This window comes from Kitasatospora sp. NPDC001664 (assembly GCF_053596675.1).
Map to the genome: position 1 here is coordinate 39,062 of NZ_JBSFGS010000012.1, position 18,089 is coordinate 57,150.

Annotated in this window: 21 protein-coding genes; all 21 read right to left on the reverse strand. The window is 68.4% G+C overall.

Annotation, left to right across the window (positions count from 1 at the left end):
• Window positions 1–6: 6 nt before the first annotated feature.
• The 21 genes from ACWCYY_RS18200 to ACWCYY_RS18300 all read right to left on the reverse strand — a co-directional run bounded on the left by ACWCYY_RS18200 (window position 7) and on the right by ACWCYY_RS18300 (window position 18,082).
• The gene (locus ACWCYY_RS18200; protein WP_449796591.1) at window positions 7–1,875 is read right to left on the reverse strand and encodes a DNA polymerase; all 1,869 of its coding nucleotides are present in this window, start codon (window positions 1,873–1,875) and stop codon (window positions 7–9) included.
• 11 nt (window positions 1,876–1,886) lie between these two features.
• On the reverse strand, window positions 1,887–3,458 hold the full coding sequence (locus ACWCYY_RS18205) for a DNA primase family protein (RefSeq protein WP_449796592.1): 1,572 nt from the start codon (window positions 3,456–3,458) through the stop codon (window positions 1,887–1,889).
• Entirely contained in the window at window positions 3,455–4,330 is an 876-nt protein-coding gene (locus tag ACWCYY_RS18210; protein WP_449796593.1) for a toprim domain-containing protein, read from the reverse strand. The genes ACWCYY_RS18205 and ACWCYY_RS18210 overlap by 4 nt, the downstream gene beginning before the upstream one ends.
• A gap of 51 nt (window positions 4,331–4,381) precedes the next feature.
• A complete protein-coding gene (locus ACWCYY_RS18215; RefSeq protein WP_449796594.1) occupies window positions 4,382–4,780 on the reverse strand; it encodes a hypothetical protein in 399 nt (132 codons plus the stop codon).
• A gap of 108 nt (window positions 4,781–4,888) precedes the next feature.
• Entirely contained in the window at window positions 4,889–5,068 is a 180-nt protein-coding gene (locus ACWCYY_RS18220) for a hypothetical protein (RefSeq protein ID WP_449796595.1), read from the reverse strand.
• Window positions 5,065–5,232: a hypothetical protein gene (locus tag ACWCYY_RS18225; protein ID WP_449796596.1), complete on the reverse strand. Its 168-nt coding sequence runs from the start codon at window positions 5,230–5,232 to the stop codon at window positions 5,065–5,067. The genes ACWCYY_RS18220 and ACWCYY_RS18225 overlap by 4 nt, the downstream gene beginning before the upstream one ends.
• Entirely contained in the window at window positions 5,232–5,417 is a 186-nt protein-coding gene (locus ACWCYY_RS18230; protein WP_449796597.1) for a hypothetical protein, read from the reverse strand. The genes ACWCYY_RS18225 and ACWCYY_RS18230 overlap by 1 nt, the downstream gene beginning before the upstream one ends.
• A complete protein-coding gene (locus tag ACWCYY_RS18235) occupies window positions 5,414–5,725 on the reverse strand; it encodes a hypothetical protein (protein ID WP_449796598.1) in 312 nt (103 codons plus the stop codon). The genes ACWCYY_RS18230 and ACWCYY_RS18235 overlap by 4 nt, the downstream gene beginning before the upstream one ends.
• A gap of 98 nt (window positions 5,726–5,823) precedes the next feature.
• Complete coding sequence (locus ACWCYY_RS18240) at window positions 5,824–6,585, reverse strand: recombination directionality factor (protein WP_449796599.1); 762 nt, start codon at window positions 6,583–6,585, stop codon at window positions 5,824–5,826.
• 113 nt (window positions 6,586–6,698) lie between these two features.
• The gene (locus tag ACWCYY_RS18245) at window positions 6,699–7,502 is read right to left on the reverse strand and encodes a hypothetical protein (protein WP_449796600.1); all 804 of its coding nucleotides are present in this window, start codon (window positions 7,500–7,502) and stop codon (window positions 6,699–6,701) included.
• 94 nt (window positions 7,503–7,596) lie between these two features.
• Complete coding sequence (locus tag ACWCYY_RS18250; protein WP_449796601.1) at window positions 7,597–7,785, reverse strand: hypothetical protein; 189 nt, start codon at window positions 7,783–7,785, stop codon at window positions 7,597–7,599.
• Entirely contained in the window at window positions 7,782–8,342 is a 561-nt protein-coding gene (locus ACWCYY_RS18255; protein WP_449796602.1) for a deoxynucleotide monophosphate kinase family protein, read from the reverse strand. The genes ACWCYY_RS18250 and ACWCYY_RS18255 overlap by 4 nt, the downstream gene beginning before the upstream one ends.
• A 314-nt stretch (window positions 8,343–8,656) precedes the next feature.
• Entirely contained in the window at window positions 8,657–9,913 is a 1,257-nt protein-coding gene (locus ACWCYY_RS18260) for a hypothetical protein (RefSeq protein WP_449796603.1), read from the reverse strand.
• Between the two features lie 135 nt (window positions 9,914–10,048).
• A complete protein-coding gene (locus ACWCYY_RS18265) occupies window positions 10,049–10,351 on the reverse strand; it encodes a hypothetical protein (protein ID WP_449796604.1) in 303 nt (100 codons plus the stop codon).
• A 1-nt stretch (window position 10,352) separates the two neighbouring features.
• Window positions 10,353–10,598 carry a hypothetical protein gene (locus ACWCYY_RS18270; RefSeq protein ID WP_449796605.1) on the reverse strand — a complete coding sequence of 82 codons (246 nt, stop codon included), beginning with the start codon at window positions 10,596–10,598 and terminating at the stop codon, window positions 10,353–10,355.
• Complete coding sequence (locus ACWCYY_RS18275) at window positions 10,598–12,112, reverse strand: LysM peptidoglycan-binding domain-containing protein (RefSeq protein ID WP_449796606.1); 1,515 nt, start codon at window positions 12,110–12,112, stop codon at window positions 10,598–10,600. Before ACWCYY_RS18275 ends, ACWCYY_RS18270 begins: the two co-directional genes overlap by 1 nt.
• Window positions 12,113–12,179: 67 nt before the next feature.
• A complete protein-coding gene (locus ACWCYY_RS18280; RefSeq protein ID WP_449796607.1) occupies window positions 12,180–12,704 on the reverse strand; it encodes a hypothetical protein in 525 nt (174 codons plus the stop codon).
• 2 nt (window positions 12,705–12,706) lie between these two features.
• Window positions 12,707–13,888, reverse strand: a complete 1,182-nt coding sequence (locus tag ACWCYY_RS18285) for a hypothetical protein (RefSeq protein ID WP_449796608.1) — start codon at window positions 13,886–13,888, stop codon at window positions 12,707–12,709.
• Between the two features lie 9 nt (window positions 13,889–13,897).
• A complete protein-coding gene (locus ACWCYY_RS18290) occupies window positions 13,898–15,103 on the reverse strand; it encodes a hypothetical protein (protein WP_449796609.1) in 1,206 nt (401 codons plus the stop codon).
• A gap of 12 nt (window positions 15,104–15,115) precedes the next feature.
• Window positions 15,116–15,940: a phage distal tail protein gene (locus tag ACWCYY_RS18295; protein ID WP_449796610.1), complete on the reverse strand. Its 825-nt coding sequence runs from the start codon at window positions 15,938–15,940 to the stop codon at window positions 15,116–15,118.
• Window positions 15,941–15,997: 57 nt separating this feature from the next.
• Window positions 15,998–18,082, reverse strand: coding sequence for a phage tail protein (locus ACWCYY_RS18300; protein ID WP_449796611.1), 2,085 nt, complete (start codon window positions 18,080–18,082; stop codon window positions 15,998–16,000).
• Window positions 18,083–18,089: the final 7 nt, after the last annotated feature.

An 18,089-nucleotide genomic window follows, 5' to 3' on the forward strand; every position in this document is an offset into this window, starting at 1 on the left:
CTCCTATCAGCGCCTCACGGCATACTCGTCCGGCAGGCCGTAGCCGCCTGCCCAGGTCTCTCCGAAATCCGCCTTGTCCGAGCGGATCGGAACGCCCATGAGATCCATGGACGTGCACTTCTCGATCTCCGCCATGATCTCCGGAACGTCCTTCTTCGGGGCCGAGCCGATCACGGCGTCATGCACCCAGATGGACAGGTGCTCGGTCAGGCCCTTCGCCTCCATGTCGATGAGCGCCTGGCCCATCGTGTCCCGCGCGGTGCTCTGGCAGGCGTATGCAACGACCTTGTACAGCCGGTCCCGGTCCAGCATCAGCCGTCGGCCAGTCAGTGTCCGGAAGTCGCAGCCGTACGACAGGGCCTCGCGCTGCATCTTCTTCGCCCAGCGGGGGAGTCCCGGGTAAGAGCGCTTGTAGCCCTGGAGGGCTGACGCCATGTCATCCACCGGGATGCCGGTCTGCTTCGCCAGCGTCGCCGCGCCGCCCTGGTACGAGTAGCCCAGGCCCGCGACCTTCGCCAGGCCCCGCTGGTACTTCGTGAAGTTCTGGCCGAACATCAGCGAAGCCGTGTAGTCGTGGAGGTTTCGGCCGTCTCGGATGGCCTGGCACATTCGGGGTTCCTGGGAGAGTGCGGCCAGGACGACCAGCTCCACTGACGATTGGTCAACCTCGAACATGTGGTGCCCCGGGTCCGCGACCACGGTCCGGCGGATCGTCCAGCCCTTGGAGGGGAGTTGCTGGTACGGCGGACCTGACACCGAGGCGCGGCCCGTCTTCGCCCCGAGGGGGTTCAGCGACGGATGCACCCGGCCGTCGGGGTCCAGGTTCGCCAACGTCGCCTGAGCGTACGAGACGGACCACTTCCCGGCCCGCTTCGCCCGCAATACCGCGTCGGCCAGCGGGTTGACCGGCAGGCCCTCTATTCGCTGCCACTGGCCATCGAGAGCCGCCAGCGGCATAAGCACCTCCTTGCCGACCGCCAGGGCCCCGCCCTTCGTGCGGTCCGTGAGAGTCACGCCCATGCCCTGTAGCGCCTCCGCCACCTGCCGGGGGGAGTTGACCGAGGTCACCCCGTAGCGCGCCGCCACGGCCTCGTACTCGGCCTGCTCCTCCGCAAGGCGGTCGATCAGTTCCCGGGTGTACTCCTGGTCCACCAGGAGGCCCCGCCGCTGCATCTTCGCGCACACCAGCGCAATCCGGTGCTCGAAGGGGATCAGCGCCTCACGCACCCCGAGCCGGTTGAACTCCTCCAGCAGACGCGGCCGGATGCGCGCACAGAGGATCGGGTCCAGCGCGGCGTACTCCAGATAGAAAGGGTTGAACAGGTCGATCCGGGACCATCCGGTGTCCTTGTTGCCCCCCGCCGCGCGGAACTCGCCCTGTAGCGCCTTCTGCGGGTCCTGGGCCGCCGGGTCCACGTAGTGAGCCGCCAGCGGCTTGAGGGACAGGCCCACGCCGCCTTCGAAGTCCTGGCGACTGTCGGTGAGGTGGGCCAGGATGCGCGTGTCCGTGACCTTCGGGTAGGTCTCCTCCAGTGGAACGCCGAGCTGGGCGTCAGCGGTCAGGAGGTCGAACGTGGCGTTCTGGAAGGTGAGTCGGGGGAGCGTGCGGAGTGCCCAGCGGACCGCCTCCGCGAACGGTGCACCCAGCTCAACCGGGATCACCCACGCTTCGTGCGTCGTCCCGAACTGCCAGAGCCGGACCCTGAACTCCGAGCTGTACCAGTCGAGTCCGGTCGTCTCCGAGTCTGACCCCACGTCAGTGCCGGCCGCTGCCTGCCTCTGCACCCAGGCCCGGAACTCCCGCAGGTCTTCCGGCCGTTCGGGCACCGAGTAGGGAAGGGTCTCGCCAGCGAGCCGCAGCGTACGCCTGATCATGTTCTCTCCTTCTAGGCGTCACCGCCGAAGATCCCGGGCCCTGCCGGGCCGCTGTGGGTGCCTGCCAGCCGTACGCCGGTCAGCACCATGCCGGAGGCCGCGCGCACCTTGCGCACCCCTCGTTCGTCCATCGCGGACGCGAACCCCCGCTTCGTCCACGGGCGTTCGCCGGAAGCCTCCATCCAGTCCCGGTAAGCGTTGTAGGCGTCCTGGAGAGGAACCCGGTCCGATTCCTCGTGGGTCTTCACCATCACGTCCGGGAAGAACTCGGACAGGGCGTCGCTGGTCTCCTTGAAGTTCGCCGTAGCCGCCTTGATGCTCTCCGGCTCGACCAGGCCCTCCCGGAACCACTCCATAGCGCCCCTGACCGCCCAGGCCGCGATGCCCTCCGCCTCGCTCCGCAGCGTGGCGAAGATCCCGTGATCACGCTCGTGCGGCGCGAAGTACCGATCGAACTTGATCAGCTTCACGCGACGCCACAGGCCCTCGTCCTGCGATCGGAACGAGGGGGTGTGGTTGGAGGCCAGCCACAGGAGGAAAGTGGGCTGGTAGGTGAAGAAGTTTTCACGCATAAAGCGGGCCGTCAGCTTGTCGCTGCCGGTCGCGCGCTTGAGCACGCTCTCGGACATGGGCTTCCCCGCCTCGCCCTCCGAGGCCATCACCATCCTGGAGCCGCGCAGGGCCGCCAGGTCGGCGGGGATCGAGTTGCCCCGGTCCTCGAAGGTCTCGAAGCGGGTCGTTTCGGAGAGGTCCCCGAAGACGTGCGTCAGCGTGTCTAGGAAGACGGATTTCCCGTTCGCGCCCTTTCCGATCAACACGGCGAAACACTGCTCCGCCGTCGAACCGGTGATGCCGTACCCAGCCAGCCGCCGCATGTAGCCGAGCATGTCCGGCCGGTCCGGGAAAATCTCCTTCAAGAACCTCTCCCAGCGCGGACAAGTCGCGGCGGGGTTGTAGTCGAAGGGGAGCGCCTTCGTCAGCATGTCGGCCTTGTCGTGCGCCCGGATCTCGCCCGTTCGCAGGTTCACCGTCCCGTTCTGGAACGTCAGCAACTCCGGCTTGTTGTCGAACTCGTCCACGTCCGTGTGGACGCCGTCCACGGAGGCCAGCTCCGTGATCATGTCGGAGATCCGGCGCGACATAGTGAACCCCTTCGCCGTCTTCGCAAGGGGTAGCTTCTCGGCCTCCTTCTCGAAGACCGCGTCCAGGTCGGCGGGCGCGACCGTGGCGGCCAGCTTCGCCCGCAAGTCGTCGCGGTCCAAGGCGTTCTGTTCCATGATGGCCGCGCCGAGATCGTGAGCTGCCTGCCGGACCTTCACGTCCGACCGCACCCACTTGCGGCCGTCCCACACGTGGAAGCCCAGCCCCGGCGCGTACTTGATTCCGCCCCGGGTGAACCGCACCAGAGCGGCGGCGTTCACCATGTCGGACGCCCCGTACCGGCGGGCCACGTCCTTGTAGGCGTCCACCGCCTCCGCCGACGGTAGTGTCAGTGACTCGCTGATTGGATCTCCAATCAGCGGTGGGTACTTCGGGGCCGCCGCGATGGCGGCGTGAATGTCGGTGTTGTTGCAGCTCGTCATGCGGCGTTCCTCCAGTCAGTCAGGTCCGTGCCCGGAGGCAGGTCCAGGGTGCGCACGTCGCCCCCGAGCAGTTCCGCGAGCGCGGCATTGAAGCGGCGGCCGGACTTGTCGCCGTCGCCCACCAGGACCACGTCACGGCCCCGCAAGTGGTCGGCCAGCTCCGCCAGTTCCGGCGAGGTGGCCAGCGAAGCCCCACGGACACCCACCGCCGAGTATCCGAGCGATACCGCCGACAGCGGATCTCCCATGCCCTCGCACACCAGGACCGTGTCCGATGGCCCCGGGAACCACGCCCACTTCTGCCAGGCGAAGCCCTCCGGGTTCGCCAGCGACACCCAGCGGACGGGGCAGCGGCCGGAGAGGTCCCGGCCCTGAGCACCCCTGGCCACCCCCGCCATGTCGTGCATCGGCACAACTAGGCGCGGGTACCGGACGAACGAGCCGGGAACCCACTCCGGGCACGGCTGCGGCTCCCACGCCCGCAGGCCCAGACGCTCCACGTCGGCGTCTGAGAGCCCGAAGCGACCCCGGACGTACTTGGAGACCTCCGGCACCTCCCCGGCCCGCTGGAGGCCGTCCAGCCACCCGCGAAGGCCCGCCACGTAGCGCGGAGAGACCGCCTCCGGCCGTGCTGCCGGAGCAGCCTCCAGGCCGTCCGCCCGGACGTTGAAGAGGTGGCGGGGGAGTAGGCCCATGGCGGCCACCACGTCCCCGAAGCGGCACCCGGCACGGCAGGCCAGGCCCACGGTGCCGGACTCCTTGAGCGACAACCACAGCGACGGCTTCCCATCGGCGTGGGCCGGGCAGCGGGCCACCCACTCGCCCGGCTGGTAGTCGTGCCACTCCTCCAGGCGGTCCAGGATCTCGGTCATGCGCACGGGTCTCTCCTCACTGTGTGCAGCCGCCGGCCTGACTGCCTGTCATCACTCACGGGCGGCCCGGAGAGCCGCCAGCACCTTGGAGAACGTCATCAGGTCCATCACCGCGTAGGCGTCGGCGATCTTCTTCCGCCGGGCCTTCACCACCGCGACGCCCCACGGCACCCCGGCGTTGGCCGCCTCGCGGTTCGCCTGCCGGACGTACTCCGGCAGCCGGATCGTCTGTTCGTCCTTGCACTCCACGATGAACGGCCGGGCCATCAGGTCGCCCACGTCGTGCACGCCGGTCTGAACCTGACGGCGGACGTTGTCCGGGTTGTGCGGGTCGGCGAAGACAAACCGCTTCTGCCACTCCTCGTACTGCCCGAGCCCCAGTTCCTCGTTCAGGAACCGGGACACCGCCGTCTCGTGCGCGGTCCCCTTCGCCTTGTTCGGGTTACCCATGGGCCTGCCTCTCTCCCAGCAGCGGGAAGACGCCCGAGACCTCCAGGCCGACGTGGACCGCCAGGCACACGACGATGCAGGTAAGCCAGTGGTACATGTGGTGCTTCATCAGATCCCCGATCCCGTGATGGTGGCCCCGCGCTGGAACGCGACGCCTGCGGCAGCCCAGTAGCGGGCCATGTCGTGACGCTCACGGGCATCCCGGAGGATCATCACCATGTCTCCGGGCCCGGCGTCCTGAACGTCCCCGAGGGCCGGGGCGGCGTCCTTGCTGATGCGGTAGATCACTGGCCCTCCTCCGCCCGGATGAGCTTCGCCAGCGCGGTCGCCCGCTCTCCGGCCTCGGCCAGCGCAGCGGCGGCCACCAGAGGAGACGAGGCGACGATACTGTCAGCCGCCTCCGTCAGATCCCGGATCGCCCGGGCCTCCCCGTTGTTGCCGTAGTAGAGCATCAGAACCACTCCTCGCCGTCCGGGTACTTCCCGTAGTCGTTCATGTGGCAGGCGTCGTCCGCGAGCCGAATCGCATTCCAGTCCGCGCCGTCGGCCACCAGCTCACGCTTTCGGTCGTGCAGCAGCTCACGCCGGAGCGCAGGACGGACCGACCACAGGGCCGTGGAGTACGCCGCCGTCTTCATCGGGCCTCCTCGGGGAGGTGGGTCCAACTGGTCCGGCGGGCGATGTGCCGACAGGCGCGAACGCTGATCTCGAACGCCTCCGCCAGCTCGGCCAGGCGCGCGCCAGCGTCGGCCGCCTTGCGGATCGCCAGCACCTTGTCAGCGTTGAGCTTCGCCTGCGAGTTGCCCGTGCCCTGCGAGGGCGACGGGTGCCGCTGGGGGTACGTCTGGGCGTAGTCGCGGGTGCTTCCCACGGCGCGGCGCATGGTGGCCTGAGCCTGCGCCGAGTCGGCAAGGGGGTTCACCGTGTGAGTGCTGTCGATCTGCATTCTCTCTCCAGAGTTTCGCGGCCTCCGGCCGCAGGGAAGGGGGCCCGGCTCGTCGTTGGCCAGGGCCCCTGATTGGATATCCAATGAGCGAGCACCCGTTAGAACGGGGGCTCCTCGTCGTAGCCCGCCTCCGGCGAGTCGGTGATGGCGTCCTCGTACGCCTTGAGGATCTTGACCTGGAGCTTGGTGTACGAGACCTCCCGCCCGGCCTTCGTGGTGTACTCCACCAACTCATCGTTGAGCTGGGCCAGCGCCGGACCGCCCACCGCGTCCAGGCCCTTGAAGATCGAGTGGAGGTCGTCCAGGAGGGTCCAGCCGGAGGTCTTGTACTCGAAGATGCCCAGCGACGGGTCATCGGCGAGGCGGAAGTGCAGGCGGATATCCGGCTTCGGCCCGCGCTCGTTCTTCGCGCGCTCCTTGCGCTCGGCGATCGTCTTCGGGCAGCCGCAGGGGACGCCCTTGTCCTCGTCGGGGGAAAGGAAGGTCACGCCGTTGCAGTGGTGCGCGAGCTTCCCATTGATCCAATGCTTCATGTCGAAGCGGATGGCCTCCGGGCCCGCGATGATGATGGGCACCGAGTTGGTGTCGGTGGCCACCAGGAGAGCGTCCTCCGCCTCGGTCTCCCGCTCCACCGGCGGCTGACCGCCCAGCAGCTCGTAGACGGCCTGGGCGTCCGCCGGGACGGCACACGTCACGTCCCAGTTGGTGACCTTCTCGGGGAAGCCGCCGCCCGGCACCGCGCGGTAGTTGCGGAACTTGCCGACCACGTCGTCAGAGAAGCGCTCCGACTTCTCCGCGACCTTCTGCGCGTGCTCCGGGTCGCCAGCGAAGATGTTGTCCAGGGTGCTGCTGTGGGTCATGTGCTCTCCAGTCGTTGGGGGTTGGGGGAGGGGCGGACCTATTGGGTTTCACCCGCGAGCGCATCGCGTCGGCGTGGCCCGCCCCTCGTTCTCACTTACCGGGGTGCGTCAGGTCAGGACCGGCGGGCAGTGCCCGTCACGGTCCCGTCGCTGAACTGCCAGGCGGCGCGGCCGATGATCCCGGCGACGCCAGCGCGCGAGTGCTTGAACGACTCGCGGTGGTTCATGAACTTGGCGAACTCGCCGTCGCCGATCTCGACCGGCCGGAACTCGGACTTCGCGGGCGTCAGGTGCAGCACCGCGCCACGGTCGATCTTCGGGAACGGCTGCGAGACGAGATCGGACGTGATCAGCTCGTCCGCGTGGGCATAGGCCGCGAGTTGCTTGGCCACCGACGGATAGACGTCCTTGGAGGTCTTGAGGTCGCCCAAGACCACCTTGCCGTTGATCCGCACCATGAAGTCGAACGAGCCCGCATAGGTCGTGTCCGGGCCCGAGCCGTGAGACCACGCCACGTCTTCCGCGTACATCAGCTCCGGCTGGTAGTGGTCCAGGAACGCCCGGATCGCGGGCATGTACGGCTCTACGTCCGGATGCACGCGGCGCTGATGCTCGCCACGAAGCTCCAGCTCCCACACGTCATGGACCAGGCTGCCCACGTCCGCGCGCACCTTCGTGTAGCGCTTCGCCGCGTTCTTGAGGAAGTCCACCGCCGCCGCGCGGTCGCGGTCGGCGATGCGCTGGACCACCTCCAGATCCTCCACCGCGCACTCCGCCGCCATCTTGGCCGACCACCCCTGGAGGAAAGGCTTCGCCTCCATGTTCAACACCGACGTGACCGAGGGAGCCAGCGCGTCCGTCTTCGGGTGGATGTAGTAGCGCGAGCCCGATCGGTAGACCGTCTGAACGCCGCTCATGTTCTCTCCTTGCATGCGGAAGGCCCGCCCCAGAGGTGGGACGGGCCTTCGTTTCTGATGAGTTGTCAGTGCCGGCCGCTGGGCCGGGATGGCGTCAGCCGATGGACGGGAGGCCGTCCACGTAGCCGGGCACCTCGTTGGCCACGCGGGCTGTAGCGGACCGCTCGGCGGCCTCGCGCATCGCCGCCTCGGCCTCCGTCTCCTCGGCCGGGGTGTAGCGGTAGACGCGCTCCTCCACGGCGGTGGCGATGCGGTCGATCAGGTCCAGGTCTCGCAGGCTCATGCGCGGTTCTCCTTCATAGCGGTGTGGATCTGGCACTCCAGGGCGGCCAGAGTGGTGCGGTTGTCGATGGTCAGGTCAGCGTGCTTCGCCTCCAGGCGCTCGCTCGGGTGCTCGCCGTCCGGGCCTCCCCGGTCGATGAACCAGACCTTGAAGCCGTTGCGGACCAGGTGGACGGCCTCGTTGGCGAATCGCACGTCCGTCACGACCACGGGGCCGGGCGCGGCTGCGGCCGTACGCAGACACCGCCGAATCCAGAAATCGCGGTCCACGTGCTCGCGGATGCCTTCCGAGCCGAGCCGCTGGAGGAACCGCCGGGCCTCGGGATACTCGTCCTTGACGCGCTCCCAGCCGTACCGCTCCACCGCCGTCCGCAGGTGGAGCGGAGCCGGGGCGTTCATGCCCAGCAGCTCCAGGCCGATGACCGGGTCAACGGCCAGGGCCATGTCCTTGAGCGGGTCGGCCAGGGCGACGCGGGTGAACCCGTAGTCGCGTCGGAGGATCGCGGCCACCGTGTCCTTGCCGGACCGAGCCCGGCCGATCAGAGCCACGCCGTTCATGTCGTTGTCTCCGTTCCTCGGTTGCTTCGTCCTGACTTACCGGGATGCGTCAGGTGAGCCCGGAGAGGGCGAGTGCACGAGTGCAGGTGCACGTACACCGAGGAGGGGAGAGCCGGAGAGAGGAGGGCTCTGTCTGTGTATTTGTTCTAGAAGAACTTCACTTCATACATAACTACACTGACCACCCCCGCCGACCCCGCTGACCAGGGATGACTACTCGACGGAAGGCCGGCGGGCACAGACCGTAGCTGCACCCGGGTACACAAAAGGCCCCGGCCCTCCCAGTGGGAGAGCCGGGGCCCGGGTACTGCGCGTCAGATGACGGCGGCGACAACCTTGCGAAGCTGCTTGATCATGGCTTCGGCGTCCGCCTTGATCTCCTTCTTGCGCGCGTCGGTCAGCTCGTCCAGGGCGTCCAGGGCCTCGTCCTTCGTCAGCGCCTTGATCCCACGCTTCACGGCCGCGAACTTCTTCTCGGCCTTCTCCAGCTCGGTGCCGGTCTCCTCGCCGCCCTCGTCGCCCTCGCCGCCGCCTTCGCCGTCGCCAGCGTCGGACTTGGCCTTGGCCGCCTCCAGGGCCGCGCGCTCGGCCTCCTTCTTGAGCCGGTAGTTCTCCGCCCGGATCTCCGCCTGCGTCTTGTCCTTGAGCTTGTACGCCTTGAAGACGTCGGCGGAGGAGGTCATCCCCGGGAACCGCGCGGCCAGCTCCTCGGGCTTGTTGTCCAGGTCCCGAATGTCCAGCACGCGGATCGGGGACATGGCCTCGGCGATGGCCTGGTCAACCCGCTCACGGTTCTTGAGCTTCTCGGCAGCTTCGGCCGGGGAGTCACCCTCTGCCGGGGCAAGCCCCGCGTCATCCAGGAACTTCGCCTTCCACGCCTGTGCGGCGGGAGAGTCACCCTTGAGGTCTTCGAGCCCCTTGCCGTTGGTGAGCTGCTTGCGCACGTCGTAGACGTGCTGGGCCAGCGCTACGGCCGACTTGGCCAGCGAGCCCATGGACTCGCCCAGCGTCTTGGTGAGCTCGGTGGCCTTCTTCGTGGTCTCCTCGGCCTTGTCGCCCAGCGCGACCGCGTAGTCCGTGGACTCCGGCTTGACCTCAACGACCACGCCCTCAAGCGGCTTACCCGCACGGGCCGACTCCACCGCCGCCTCCACGGACGCCTTGAGGAGTTCGCGGACCTCGTCGTTCTCGATCGCCGCCAGGAACGCGCCCGCCTCCTTCTCCAGCTCGGCAATGTCCGCACCCTCACCCGGAAGGCGCTCGATGATGGCCTCCAGCTCGTCCGCCGCCGTCAGGTCGCGGATCAGGTCGGCCAGATCCTCGTGGACCTTCGCCGTGGCGTCGCGGAGCGGCTTCACCTTCACACCGAGCGCCTTCGCCGTCGCCACGTCGGTGGGCAGCTCACGGGCCAGGACCGTGGTCAGGGTCTCGGCCTCCACACCCAGGGCGGAGGCCAGGCCCGCGTGGTACTTCTCCTCGTACTCCGCGCGGAGCGCGTCCAGCGCATCCACGTCCTCGCTGGAAGCGTCCTCCGGCGGGTTGAAGGGGTCAATGCTCGGCTGGGCTGCCACGGCGTCTCCTCGGTTGATCGCGCTTACGAAACCGACTGTAGCGCACCCCGGCGACACCGCGCAGCCACACGCGCTGATTGGATACACAATGAGCGAAGGCCCCTCCGCCCGGCACGGACAGGAGGGGCCTAGGGGTTACTGGGCTTCGGGCTCCGGCGGGGGAGCGGCGGCCAGCAGCGCCATCGCTTCGTCGTGGGCAGCGTCACGTTCCGCCATGGCGCGCTGTGCCGTCAGCTCTGCCGCCTGGTGATCCTCGGAGAGCATCACGCGACGACCGGCGGACTGGCCAGCCCAGAGGGCGACGATGGCCACAATAGGGCCCGCCACCGCCTCGGCGTTCACGTCGGCCAGCGCGGGTACCACGCTGGCCAGCAGCGCGACCAGGGCGACGACGGCCGCCCGGAAGCGGACAGGGTTCTTGCGGATGAGTTCCTTCATGTCATGCCCTTCCAGTAGCTCGGACGAGTTCAATCACCATCGCGCCGAAGCCCGAGGCAGCCCCGGCACCGACGCCCCAGCGCCAGCGCTCCAGGGCGCGCACGCGGGTCTCGTGGTCCTCCAAGACCGCGTCCACGGTGTCCCGCGACTGGGCCAGCGAGCGCACGTCGTCCCGCACGCCCACCAGCTCCGTGTAAATCTCCCGCGCGCCGATCGTGACGCCCAGCGGGTCCGGCCGCTCGGCCATCAGTAACCACCCTTCTTGAGTGCGATGCCCTCGAATCCGCCCACGGCCTTGTAGGTCGCGTTCGCGTACCGGACGCCCGCCACGATGTTGGACACCGGGTCGTACGGGTCATCCGAGAGATGCGCTAGCTTGTAGGCCCGGAAAGTGGGGTCGATCGTCTGAATGAGGCCCTTGGACGGGGTGCCTCGCTTGGCGTTCGAGTCCCACAGGTTGATCGCCTTCGGGTTGCCGCCGGACTCGGTCATGACGCGCGCCTTGATCGCGGCAGCGGACGGCACCTTGTCCCCGTGCTTGCGCAGCTCCTCGCGGGCCTGCTCGATCCACGAGTCCAGGGAGGTGCCCTGAGTCTTGACGGGCTTCTTCTCCAGCGGGGTTGCCGGGACGGTCTCCTTAGCCGGGCCCGGGGGCTGAACCTCCGGGGTCTTCCCGGGCTTGAGCGGCTTCACCACGATCACCTTGCCGGGCTCGCCCTTCTCGCCACGGTCGCCCTTGTCGCCCTTGTCGCCCTTCGGGCCCTGCGGACCAGGGTCACCCTTCTCGCCCTTCACCGGCGCGGGCGGGATGCTCGGCTTCGCCTTCGCCGGGGCCGGGGCAGGGGTGGAGGTGACGGCCTTCGAGCCCTTGGCCGGGAGGTGGACCGTCTGGCCCGGCATGATGACGTTCGGGTTGGGGAACCGACCCTCGTTCGCCTTGAGTAGCGCGGCCAGACTGACGCCGTGCTTCGCAGCGATACCCCCGAGGGTGTCGCCGGACTTCACGGTGTAGCTGCCCGCCGCCGGGGTCGTCGGCTTAGTCGGCTTGGTCGGCTTCTCCGCCGGGGTGGTCGGCTTGTGGGCCTCGCCGGACTTCGCCGGGACCTTGAGCGTCTGGCCCTCGTTGATGCGGTCCGGGTTAGTGATCGACGGGTTCAGCGCGACGATCGCGCCGACCGAGACGCCCAGGAGAGCAGCGATGCCGCCGAGCGTCTGCCCCTTCGAAACCCGCCACGTTCCGTCGCCGCCGGCCTGACCCTCAGTCACGGAGTTGCCCCCGTCGCCAGAGCCGCCAGCCGCGTAGTTCGGGCGCACGTAGCCGTGGATGCGGGAGGACTTGGTGACCCACTTCTCGTACACGCCATCGCCGTTGGCGCTGCCGTTGTCGTTGGTGTTGCCGCCGATGGTCTTGATGCGGCCGGACTCGACGGCCACGACCAGCTCCACGTGAGTGCCGCCGCCGGGGCCGAACATCACCATGTCGCCGACGCGCGGCTGAGAGTAGAAGCGGTTCCGGGACTTGGCCCAGGAGGTAGCCGCCGAACACCCGGCGGTCCACGGGAAGTCAGTGTTCGCCCGGCCGCCAGCGGCCTTGTGAATCACGGACTGGAAGCTCTGGCACCAGGGGTAGCCGTAGCCGTTCGCCGGGTAGCCCGGGATCTGGCCAAACGACCGGTTGAACTTGGTGTCGTTGTCGCGGCCCTCGCGGTATCCCACCTCGGCGCGGGCCAGGCGGATGACGGTCTCTGCGGTGTAGCTCATGCGGTGTCCTGTCATACAGAGGGCCGCTCATTGGATATCCAATGAGCGGCCCAGGGTTGATGCGGTGTCAGTGGAAGCCGGGCGGCTTCTCGATCATTTGCCAGTGACCGGAGGCGGTCGCCTCGGGTGCTTGGCTATGGGGGAGGGAGAGGGCGACGCCGGGGTCAAAGTTCATGCCGCCCGGGGCCCCGGAGACCTGGAAGGCCATCCGGTGCCACTTGCGTGCCCGACCGACGGGGAGCCCGTGAGCCCACGAGAGCTGGACCCACTGATTGACGGCCTTGCCGGTCGAGTCGTTGAGACCCTGGATGACGCCTTCTTCCGTAGTCCATCCGGTGTCCGAGTCGAACAGCCGGAAGCGGGCCGCGATGCCTGCCTTGATGGCCGTCCGGAAGTCCAGCCGGATGACGGGCTGCGTCAGGGAGATCGTGGAGACGAACCCGCAGGCGTACCAGCCGGGCTGGTCCTGCGCGAATGGGTACGTCCCGAACGTCAGCACCTCGCCCCACGCTGAACTCTGGCGCTCCATGGCCGAGATGCGGGAGTTGATCCCATTGAACTCGTCGGCCAGCGTTGGCCGTCCAACCTGCATGGTCACTCCTTCCGTGAAGCGCCCGGGTCGCCGTCGCCGGGCTCCAGGCCCTCCACGCGCTTGTAGATGCTCACGGGCACGAGAGAGAGCGTGGTCTCCTCGCCGGAGCCGGTCACGCGGGTGTCGATCTCCTGGACGATGTAGTCCCCCTCCACGCCCGGCCACGACGCCAGCCGGGCCCGGACGCGGACGATATGGCCAACCCGCAGGTTCCCGGCGCTCACATCGCCGCCGGGGTGAAGTCGCAGCTCCGGCACGACCATCGGCGTCTGGCCGACGGCAGCCATGCGCCAGGCGTGTGCTGCGGCGGTGTTGTACTCGGTCACCGAGTTGTGGGTCTCGATCGCGGCCAGCCGGGGAATCCGGCGGCCAGCCTCCGACTCAAGCGCGCCGTTGTACCACCAGCTCTTGAGCTGGCCCCAGCCCTCGCCAGCACCGTTGACGCCGGTCTCCGAGCACATCTGATCGCCGCTCGAAGTCACCCGCGTTACGTCGCAATTGACCCCGTGCTCCAGGATGAACGTCGTGGGCGTCCCGCCCTGTGGGAGGAACACGAAGTCGTTCACGATGCGGCCGGTGCCGGGTCGGCGATGGTCAATGCGGAAGTCGAACCCGTCGATGACGGCTGCCAGTTGCTCCACGGCCTCGCCCAGGTTCTTCCAGTCGTACCAGAGGTACGTACGGTCCCTCAGCTTGCCGTCCGCCTGGTCCGGGTCGAAGGTCAGTGCGTCCGGCCCGTTCGAGCGCCAGTAGCTCCCGCCCCGCTCGGCCGAGTTGTCGCCGTAGAGCTGAATCAGCTCCCGCGCAATCACATGCTGGCCGAGCTGGTTGACGACGTATCCGACCTCGCTCCGGGGCGACTCCCGGTTGATGATGCACCGCCGGTAGTAGCCCCACAGGCCGATGAGGTCCATCGTCATGACCTCCGAGGCCATGTCCACGTCCCAGGAGACCAGCGGGCCCGCCCACAGGATGAGCGGGCCCCGCTGGACGTGCACCAGCGTGCGCCACGGCGAGATGAGCGACCAGTCCAGGCCCTCCAACGGCCTGGCCGTCAGAGGGACTTGGACTCGGCCGGCTCCTGGCGCGGAGAGCACCGAACGGAACTGGAGGTCCGACGCTGGAAGCTCGGCCAGGACGGCACCCGTCTTGAACTCCGAGAGGAGTATTCGGTACTCAGCCATGCGGCCTCCTTACGCGGGGGAGTCGGACACGATCAGCGAGGCCGGGCCGGACGGGCGCTTCCACTGCCAGCCGCCCTGGCAGCCGCCCTGAACGGTGACGTTGAGGGCCTGGCCAGCCGGGAGGACGCGGGCGTGCCCCTTGTTGAGGTTGATCTCCGCGCCCCGGCCCGGGAACTGCGGGCCGTACGAGGCCAAGTCCGCGCCGTTGTACTGGACTCGGAGCCAGACCTGATAGTCGGCGTTGCCCACGACCTCCTTGGCCGTCAGGTTGTAGATCACATCCACGTTCCGGTCATAGGGGACGGGGTCCAGCGTGATCGCCCCTATGTCCATCCAGTTCTGCGGGCTCGGCTCAGACGGGAACCAGTTGTCCCAGTCGCCCTGTTGGAAGTTGCGCGTCTGCCGACGCGCCGCCAGGCCCTTGACGTAGCCCTGAGCCTGGTCCGTGACAACCACCATCGTCTTGGCCTTGTGGTCGTAGATCAGGGAGCCCGCCGGGGCGATCCGGGCCAGCTGGCCAACGGTCTGGTCCCCGGCCGTCCGGAGGTGCCGGAGCGGGGTCGTGTCCACCTGGAGCTGACCACGGATCAGCTCGGACACGTCGCGGAACCGGTAGTCCTGGACGCCGGAGACGCCGGTCTCGGCACTCTCGACCTTGGCCAGGATCACCGCGTTGTCCGGGATTCGCCAGTCCGTCAGGCCGGGCGCGGACGGCTCAACTACCGCGATGGTCCAGCCTCCTGTGTAGGAGGACCCGAGGCGAGAGGCACCGGCCGGCACTGACAGGTCGTCAGGGTTCTCGGAGTACGGCGTGCCGTCCTGTGAGTACCAGACCGGCTGCATGAAGCGGCCAGCAGTGCTGCGGTAGGCGGCTGCCGGGGTCTCCGCGCCGTCAGGGTCCGCGTACGCGATGACCAGGTCCGTCCGAGTCTTCCCGCCAGCTCCCGGCAGCCGGATGGCCAGGGTGACGGCCTGGTCCAGGTGGGCGAAGTACACCGCGCCCTCGTGGTCGGCCTGTACGTCGTCCGGCAGCCACACCGAACCGGCCGCCACAGACACCGAGTTGCCGTCACCGACCTTCGTCACGGCCAGCGCCTCCGGCCCGGCCGGGCCGACCTGGTGACCCCGGGTCCTCCCGATCATGTTCCGGAAGTCCAGCGCATCGTAACGGCCCGCCTGCGCGAACAGCGGAGCCCTCAGTTCACTACCTGCCATGTTGACTACTCCTCACATCCAGGCAGAGCGCCACTCGACACTCGCCGTCAGCCCTTCCGGGCCGTCCTCTACGTCCAGGTGCATGACGCTGGCCCCGGGCTCCAGCGCGAACCACTCCGACTGCGGGAGCACCATCCCGAACCGACTGGAGCCGTTCAGCGTGATCCGCCGGGCCGCCATGTCGATGAGCAGGGTGTCCCCCCGGGAGACCGGAAGGCCCTGAGTGGCGAAGGTCCGCCGTACGCCGCCCCGCACCAGCGTCAGCTTCGGGTTCAGGACCGACCCGGCGCGGGGCGTCAGCCGGATCACCGGATAGACCGGCACCGAGCCGTAGTTGACCAGGCTCGGCGCGGCGTAACCCGTCTTCTCCCGGCCGCCCAGGTCGAACGGATAGTGCAGCGGGAAGATCGGCGACCCTTGTCGGGGCACGCGGACCGATATCTCCAGCCGGTTGGGGTCCGGGCCGCCGGAGTAGAGCCGGGGGTCCGTGGCGAACAGCTCCACGTCGAAGCGTCGGGCCCCGGCCACGTACTGATCATCGACCTTTCCCGACCGGCGACGGACCCGAGCCATGAACTGGCCCAGGCCGCCCGCGATGCCGGGGAAGGCGAACCGGAACGGGCGCTCAACTCCCCCCGGCCGGAAGGCAGTTAGGAGGGCTGGCACATCGGCCGGCTCCAGGGCGACGACGGACAGAGTCACGCTCCGGCCGCCCATGTAGTCGGTGCCGGGCACGAGGCCATCCCGTTGCAGCAACTCGGCGTCGCTGGTGCGAACTTCGGGCGCGTCCAGGAGGCCGGAAACCTCCTCCAAGACGACGGAGGAGGGGCCACCCATGGTGACCCCTCCGAACTCCGCCGTCCACGCCTCGCCCGTGTAGGGCGGGATCATGGGTTACCTCCCACTCGTCTTGAGTTCCCAGGCGATCTGCTTGCCGATCTCGTACGGGTCGGCGTCCGTGCGGGCCTGAACGGTGATCTGTGGCGCGCTCATTGGATTTCCAATCAGCGACCCGCCGCCCGAGACATGGCCCAGCCCGCCAACGGCCCGGCGGCCGTACGCCAGCGCGCCGGAGTCGGCGAAGGCCGCGAACGGCTTCGCCGCCTCGTCCAGCGGGCTCCGGGCGTATCCGAGCGCCACCGGCCCGGCCAGCGGATTGGGGCCGGGCTCGGAGCGTCCGAGGATGCTCCCGATGCCGCCCTTGAGGCCGCCCGCGATATCGCTGATGGATGGGATGCTCACCGACTTGAGGCCGTTCACCAGGCCAGAGATGGCGTTCTTGCCTGCCTCGAACAGGCGCGAGCCCAGGTCGCCGATGGCCCCGAGGATCTTGCCCGGCAGCTCGGCGAAGAACGAGACCACGTTGGAAACGCCCTCGGACACTGCGCTCTTGAGGTTCGACATGGCGTCAGAAACGGCCTGCTTCACCGAGTTCCACGTGGACGTGGTCCACTCGACCACTGACCGCCAGGCGGAGGCCACGGCATCGACCGTGGTCCCGATCCAGCCGGACACGGTCGAGTAGATCGAGTTCCAGGCGTCCGAGACGGCCGACTTCACATCGGCCCAGGTGGAGCGCGTCCACTCGACCACCGACCGCCAGGCCGACGCCACCGCGTCCACGGTCGTGCCGATCCAGCCGGACACGGTCGAGTAGATCGCGTTCCAGCATGACGAAACGGTCTCGGTCACTGCCGACCACGCTGCCTTCGTCCCCGCCACGATCCCGTCCCAGGCCGTCTGCAAGGCGTGCCAGAGGGCCACCGCCGCGACGGCCATGCCCTCCCAGTTTGCCATGACGACCTCGATCACGAGCAGCAAGGCCCGCAACGTCAGGTCAACGAGGCGCATCAGGGCGGCAGTTGCCTCGGCGTTGTCCTTGAAAATCTGGAAGAACTTCCGCAGCGAGTCCGCGAACCACTTGATCGACTCAGCGATCTCCGGGGCGAACGCCACCGCGAGATCCGCGATGCCCAACATGAACTCGCGGAGCACGTCGTTCAGCGGGTCGAGGATCAGCTTCAAGCGGTCGCCGCCGTCGGCCAGCCGGACGAAGAAGTCGCCCAGGGTCTCGCCGATACGGACCAGCGCGGCCGGGAGCGCGTCCGTGAACGCCTTCATGCCCGGCGAGTTCATCGCTGCCGTCAACTTCGGGAACAGCATGTCCGTGAACTGGAGGATGCTGTCCACCATGGGGGCAACGAACTTCGCGCCCGCGTCAAAGAACGCCTTGATCTTCGGTTCGGCCTGCTCGAACCAGGCCGTCACCTGCTTGACCGCGCCGCCCATTTGCTCGCGGATGGCCTTGGTGGCGGGCTGTAGCGCCTCGCTGACCTTGCCCATCGCGTTCTCGATGGACTTTTCGAGCTTCTTGAAGTCACCAGCCGCCGCGATGGCCGCGAGGCCGATCGGGAGGACCGGCAGAGCGGCCAGGGCCAGCACGCCGATCAGGCCCGAGGCCACCACCGCGACCCACGACGCCAGCGCCATAACGGCCACCAGGACCGGCGCGACCGCCAAGCCCATCTGAGCGAACCCGGCCGCACCCTGGAGGGTGGCGGAGCCGATCTCCTTGAGGGCGTCGCCCATGGTCTTGAGTCCCGCGAAGGTACCTTCAAGGCTCGTGGTGAAGAGCTGGCCGAAGCCCTGCCCCAACGTCCGGAAGCCTCGGCCGAGTTCGCGGACGGAAGTCTTCACCTTCTCGAAGGACCGGCGCGTCACGTGCAGCGGGATACCCCACCGCCAGTTCCGCCGGATGAAGGCGTGGACCGTCCGGTCTGCCGGGCCGGTGTCGGCGTCCACGTCGATGGTCGCCCTACGATCGCGGGCCAGCGCGGCGATCCGAGCCGCCGCCTCGGCGGTGTCCGCGTCCACGCTGATGTTCACCCGCCGGTCGCGGGCCAGCTCCTGTATTCGGGCCGCAGCGTCGCCCGTGTCCAGGTTGAGCTGAATCTTGAGCTTGGAGTACTTCTCCAGCATCTCCAGG

Excerpts from the sequence above, each read along its gene's own strand:
- ACWCYY_RS18295 (WP_449796610.1), bottom strand. The coding sequence starts at position 15,940 with ATGGGTGGCCCCTCCTCCGTCGTCTTGGAGGAGGTTTCCGGCCTCCTG.
- ACWCYY_RS18230 (WP_449796597.1), bottom strand. The coding sequence starts at position 5,417 with ATGAAGACGGCGGCGTACTCCACGGCCCTGTGGTCGGTCCGTCCTGCG.
- ACWCYY_RS18285 (WP_449796608.1), bottom strand. The coding sequence starts at position 13,888 with ATGGCTGAGTACCGAATACTCCTCTCGGAGTTCAAGACGGGTGCCGTC.
- ACWCYY_RS18210 (WP_449796593.1), bottom strand. The coding sequence starts at position 4,330 with ATGACCGAGATCCTGGACCGCCTGGAGGAGTGGCACGACTACCAGCCG.
- ACWCYY_RS18235 (WP_449796598.1), bottom strand. The coding sequence starts at position 5,725 with ATGCAGATCGACAGCACTCACACGGTGAACCCCCTTGCCGACTCGGCG.
- ACWCYY_RS18250 (WP_449796601.1), bottom strand. The coding sequence starts at position 7,785 with ATGAGCCTGCGAGACCTGGACCTGATCGACCGCATCGCCACCGCCGTG.
- ACWCYY_RS18300 (WP_449796611.1), bottom strand. The coding sequence starts at position 18,082 with ATGCTGGAGAAGTACTCCAAGCTCAAGATTCAGCTCAACCTGGACACG.
- ACWCYY_RS18275 (WP_449796606.1), bottom strand. The coding sequence starts at position 12,112 with ATGAGCTACACCGCAGAGACCGTCATCCGCCTGGCCCGCGCCGAGGTG.
- ACWCYY_RS18265 (WP_449796604.1), bottom strand. The coding sequence starts at position 10,351 with ATGAAGGAACTCATCCGCAAGAACCCTGTCCGCTTCCGGGCGGCCGTC.
- ACWCYY_RS18205 (WP_449796592.1), bottom strand. The coding sequence starts at position 3,458 with ATGACGAGCTGCAACAACACCGACATTCACGCCGCCATCGCGGCGGCC.
- ACWCYY_RS18245 (WP_449796600.1), bottom strand. The coding sequence starts at position 7,502 with ATGAGCGGCGTTCAGACGGTCTACCGATCGGGCTCGCGCTACTACATC.
- ACWCYY_RS18290 (WP_449796609.1), bottom strand. The coding sequence starts at position 15,103 with ATGGCAGGTAGTGAACTGAGGGCTCCGCTGTTCGCGCAGGCGGGCCGT.
- ACWCYY_RS18255 (WP_449796602.1), bottom strand. The coding sequence starts at position 8,342 with ATGAACGGCGTGGCTCTGATCGGCCGGGCTCGGTCCGGCAAGGACACG.
- ACWCYY_RS18215 (WP_449796594.1), bottom strand. The coding sequence starts at position 4,780 with ATGGGTAACCCGAACAAGGCGAAGGGGACCGCGCACGAGACGGCGGTG.
- ACWCYY_RS18240 (WP_449796599.1), bottom strand. The coding sequence starts at position 6,585 with ATGACCCACAGCAGCACCCTGGACAACATCTTCGCTGGCGACCCGGAG.
- ACWCYY_RS18280 (WP_449796607.1), bottom strand. The coding sequence starts at position 12,704 with ATGCAGGTTGGACGGCCAACGCTGGCCGACGAGTTCAATGGGATCAAC.
- ACWCYY_RS18270 (WP_449796605.1), bottom strand. The coding sequence starts at position 10,598 with ATGGCCGAGCGGCCGGACCCGCTGGGCGTCACGATCGGCGCGCGGGAG.
- ACWCYY_RS18200 (WP_449796591.1), bottom strand. The coding sequence starts at position 1,875 with ATGATCAGGCGTACGCTGCGGCTCGCTGGCGAGACCCTTCCCTACTCG.
- ACWCYY_RS18225 (WP_449796596.1), bottom strand. The coding sequence starts at position 5,232 with ATGCTCTACTACGGCAACAACGGGGAGGCCCGGGCGATCCGGGATCTG.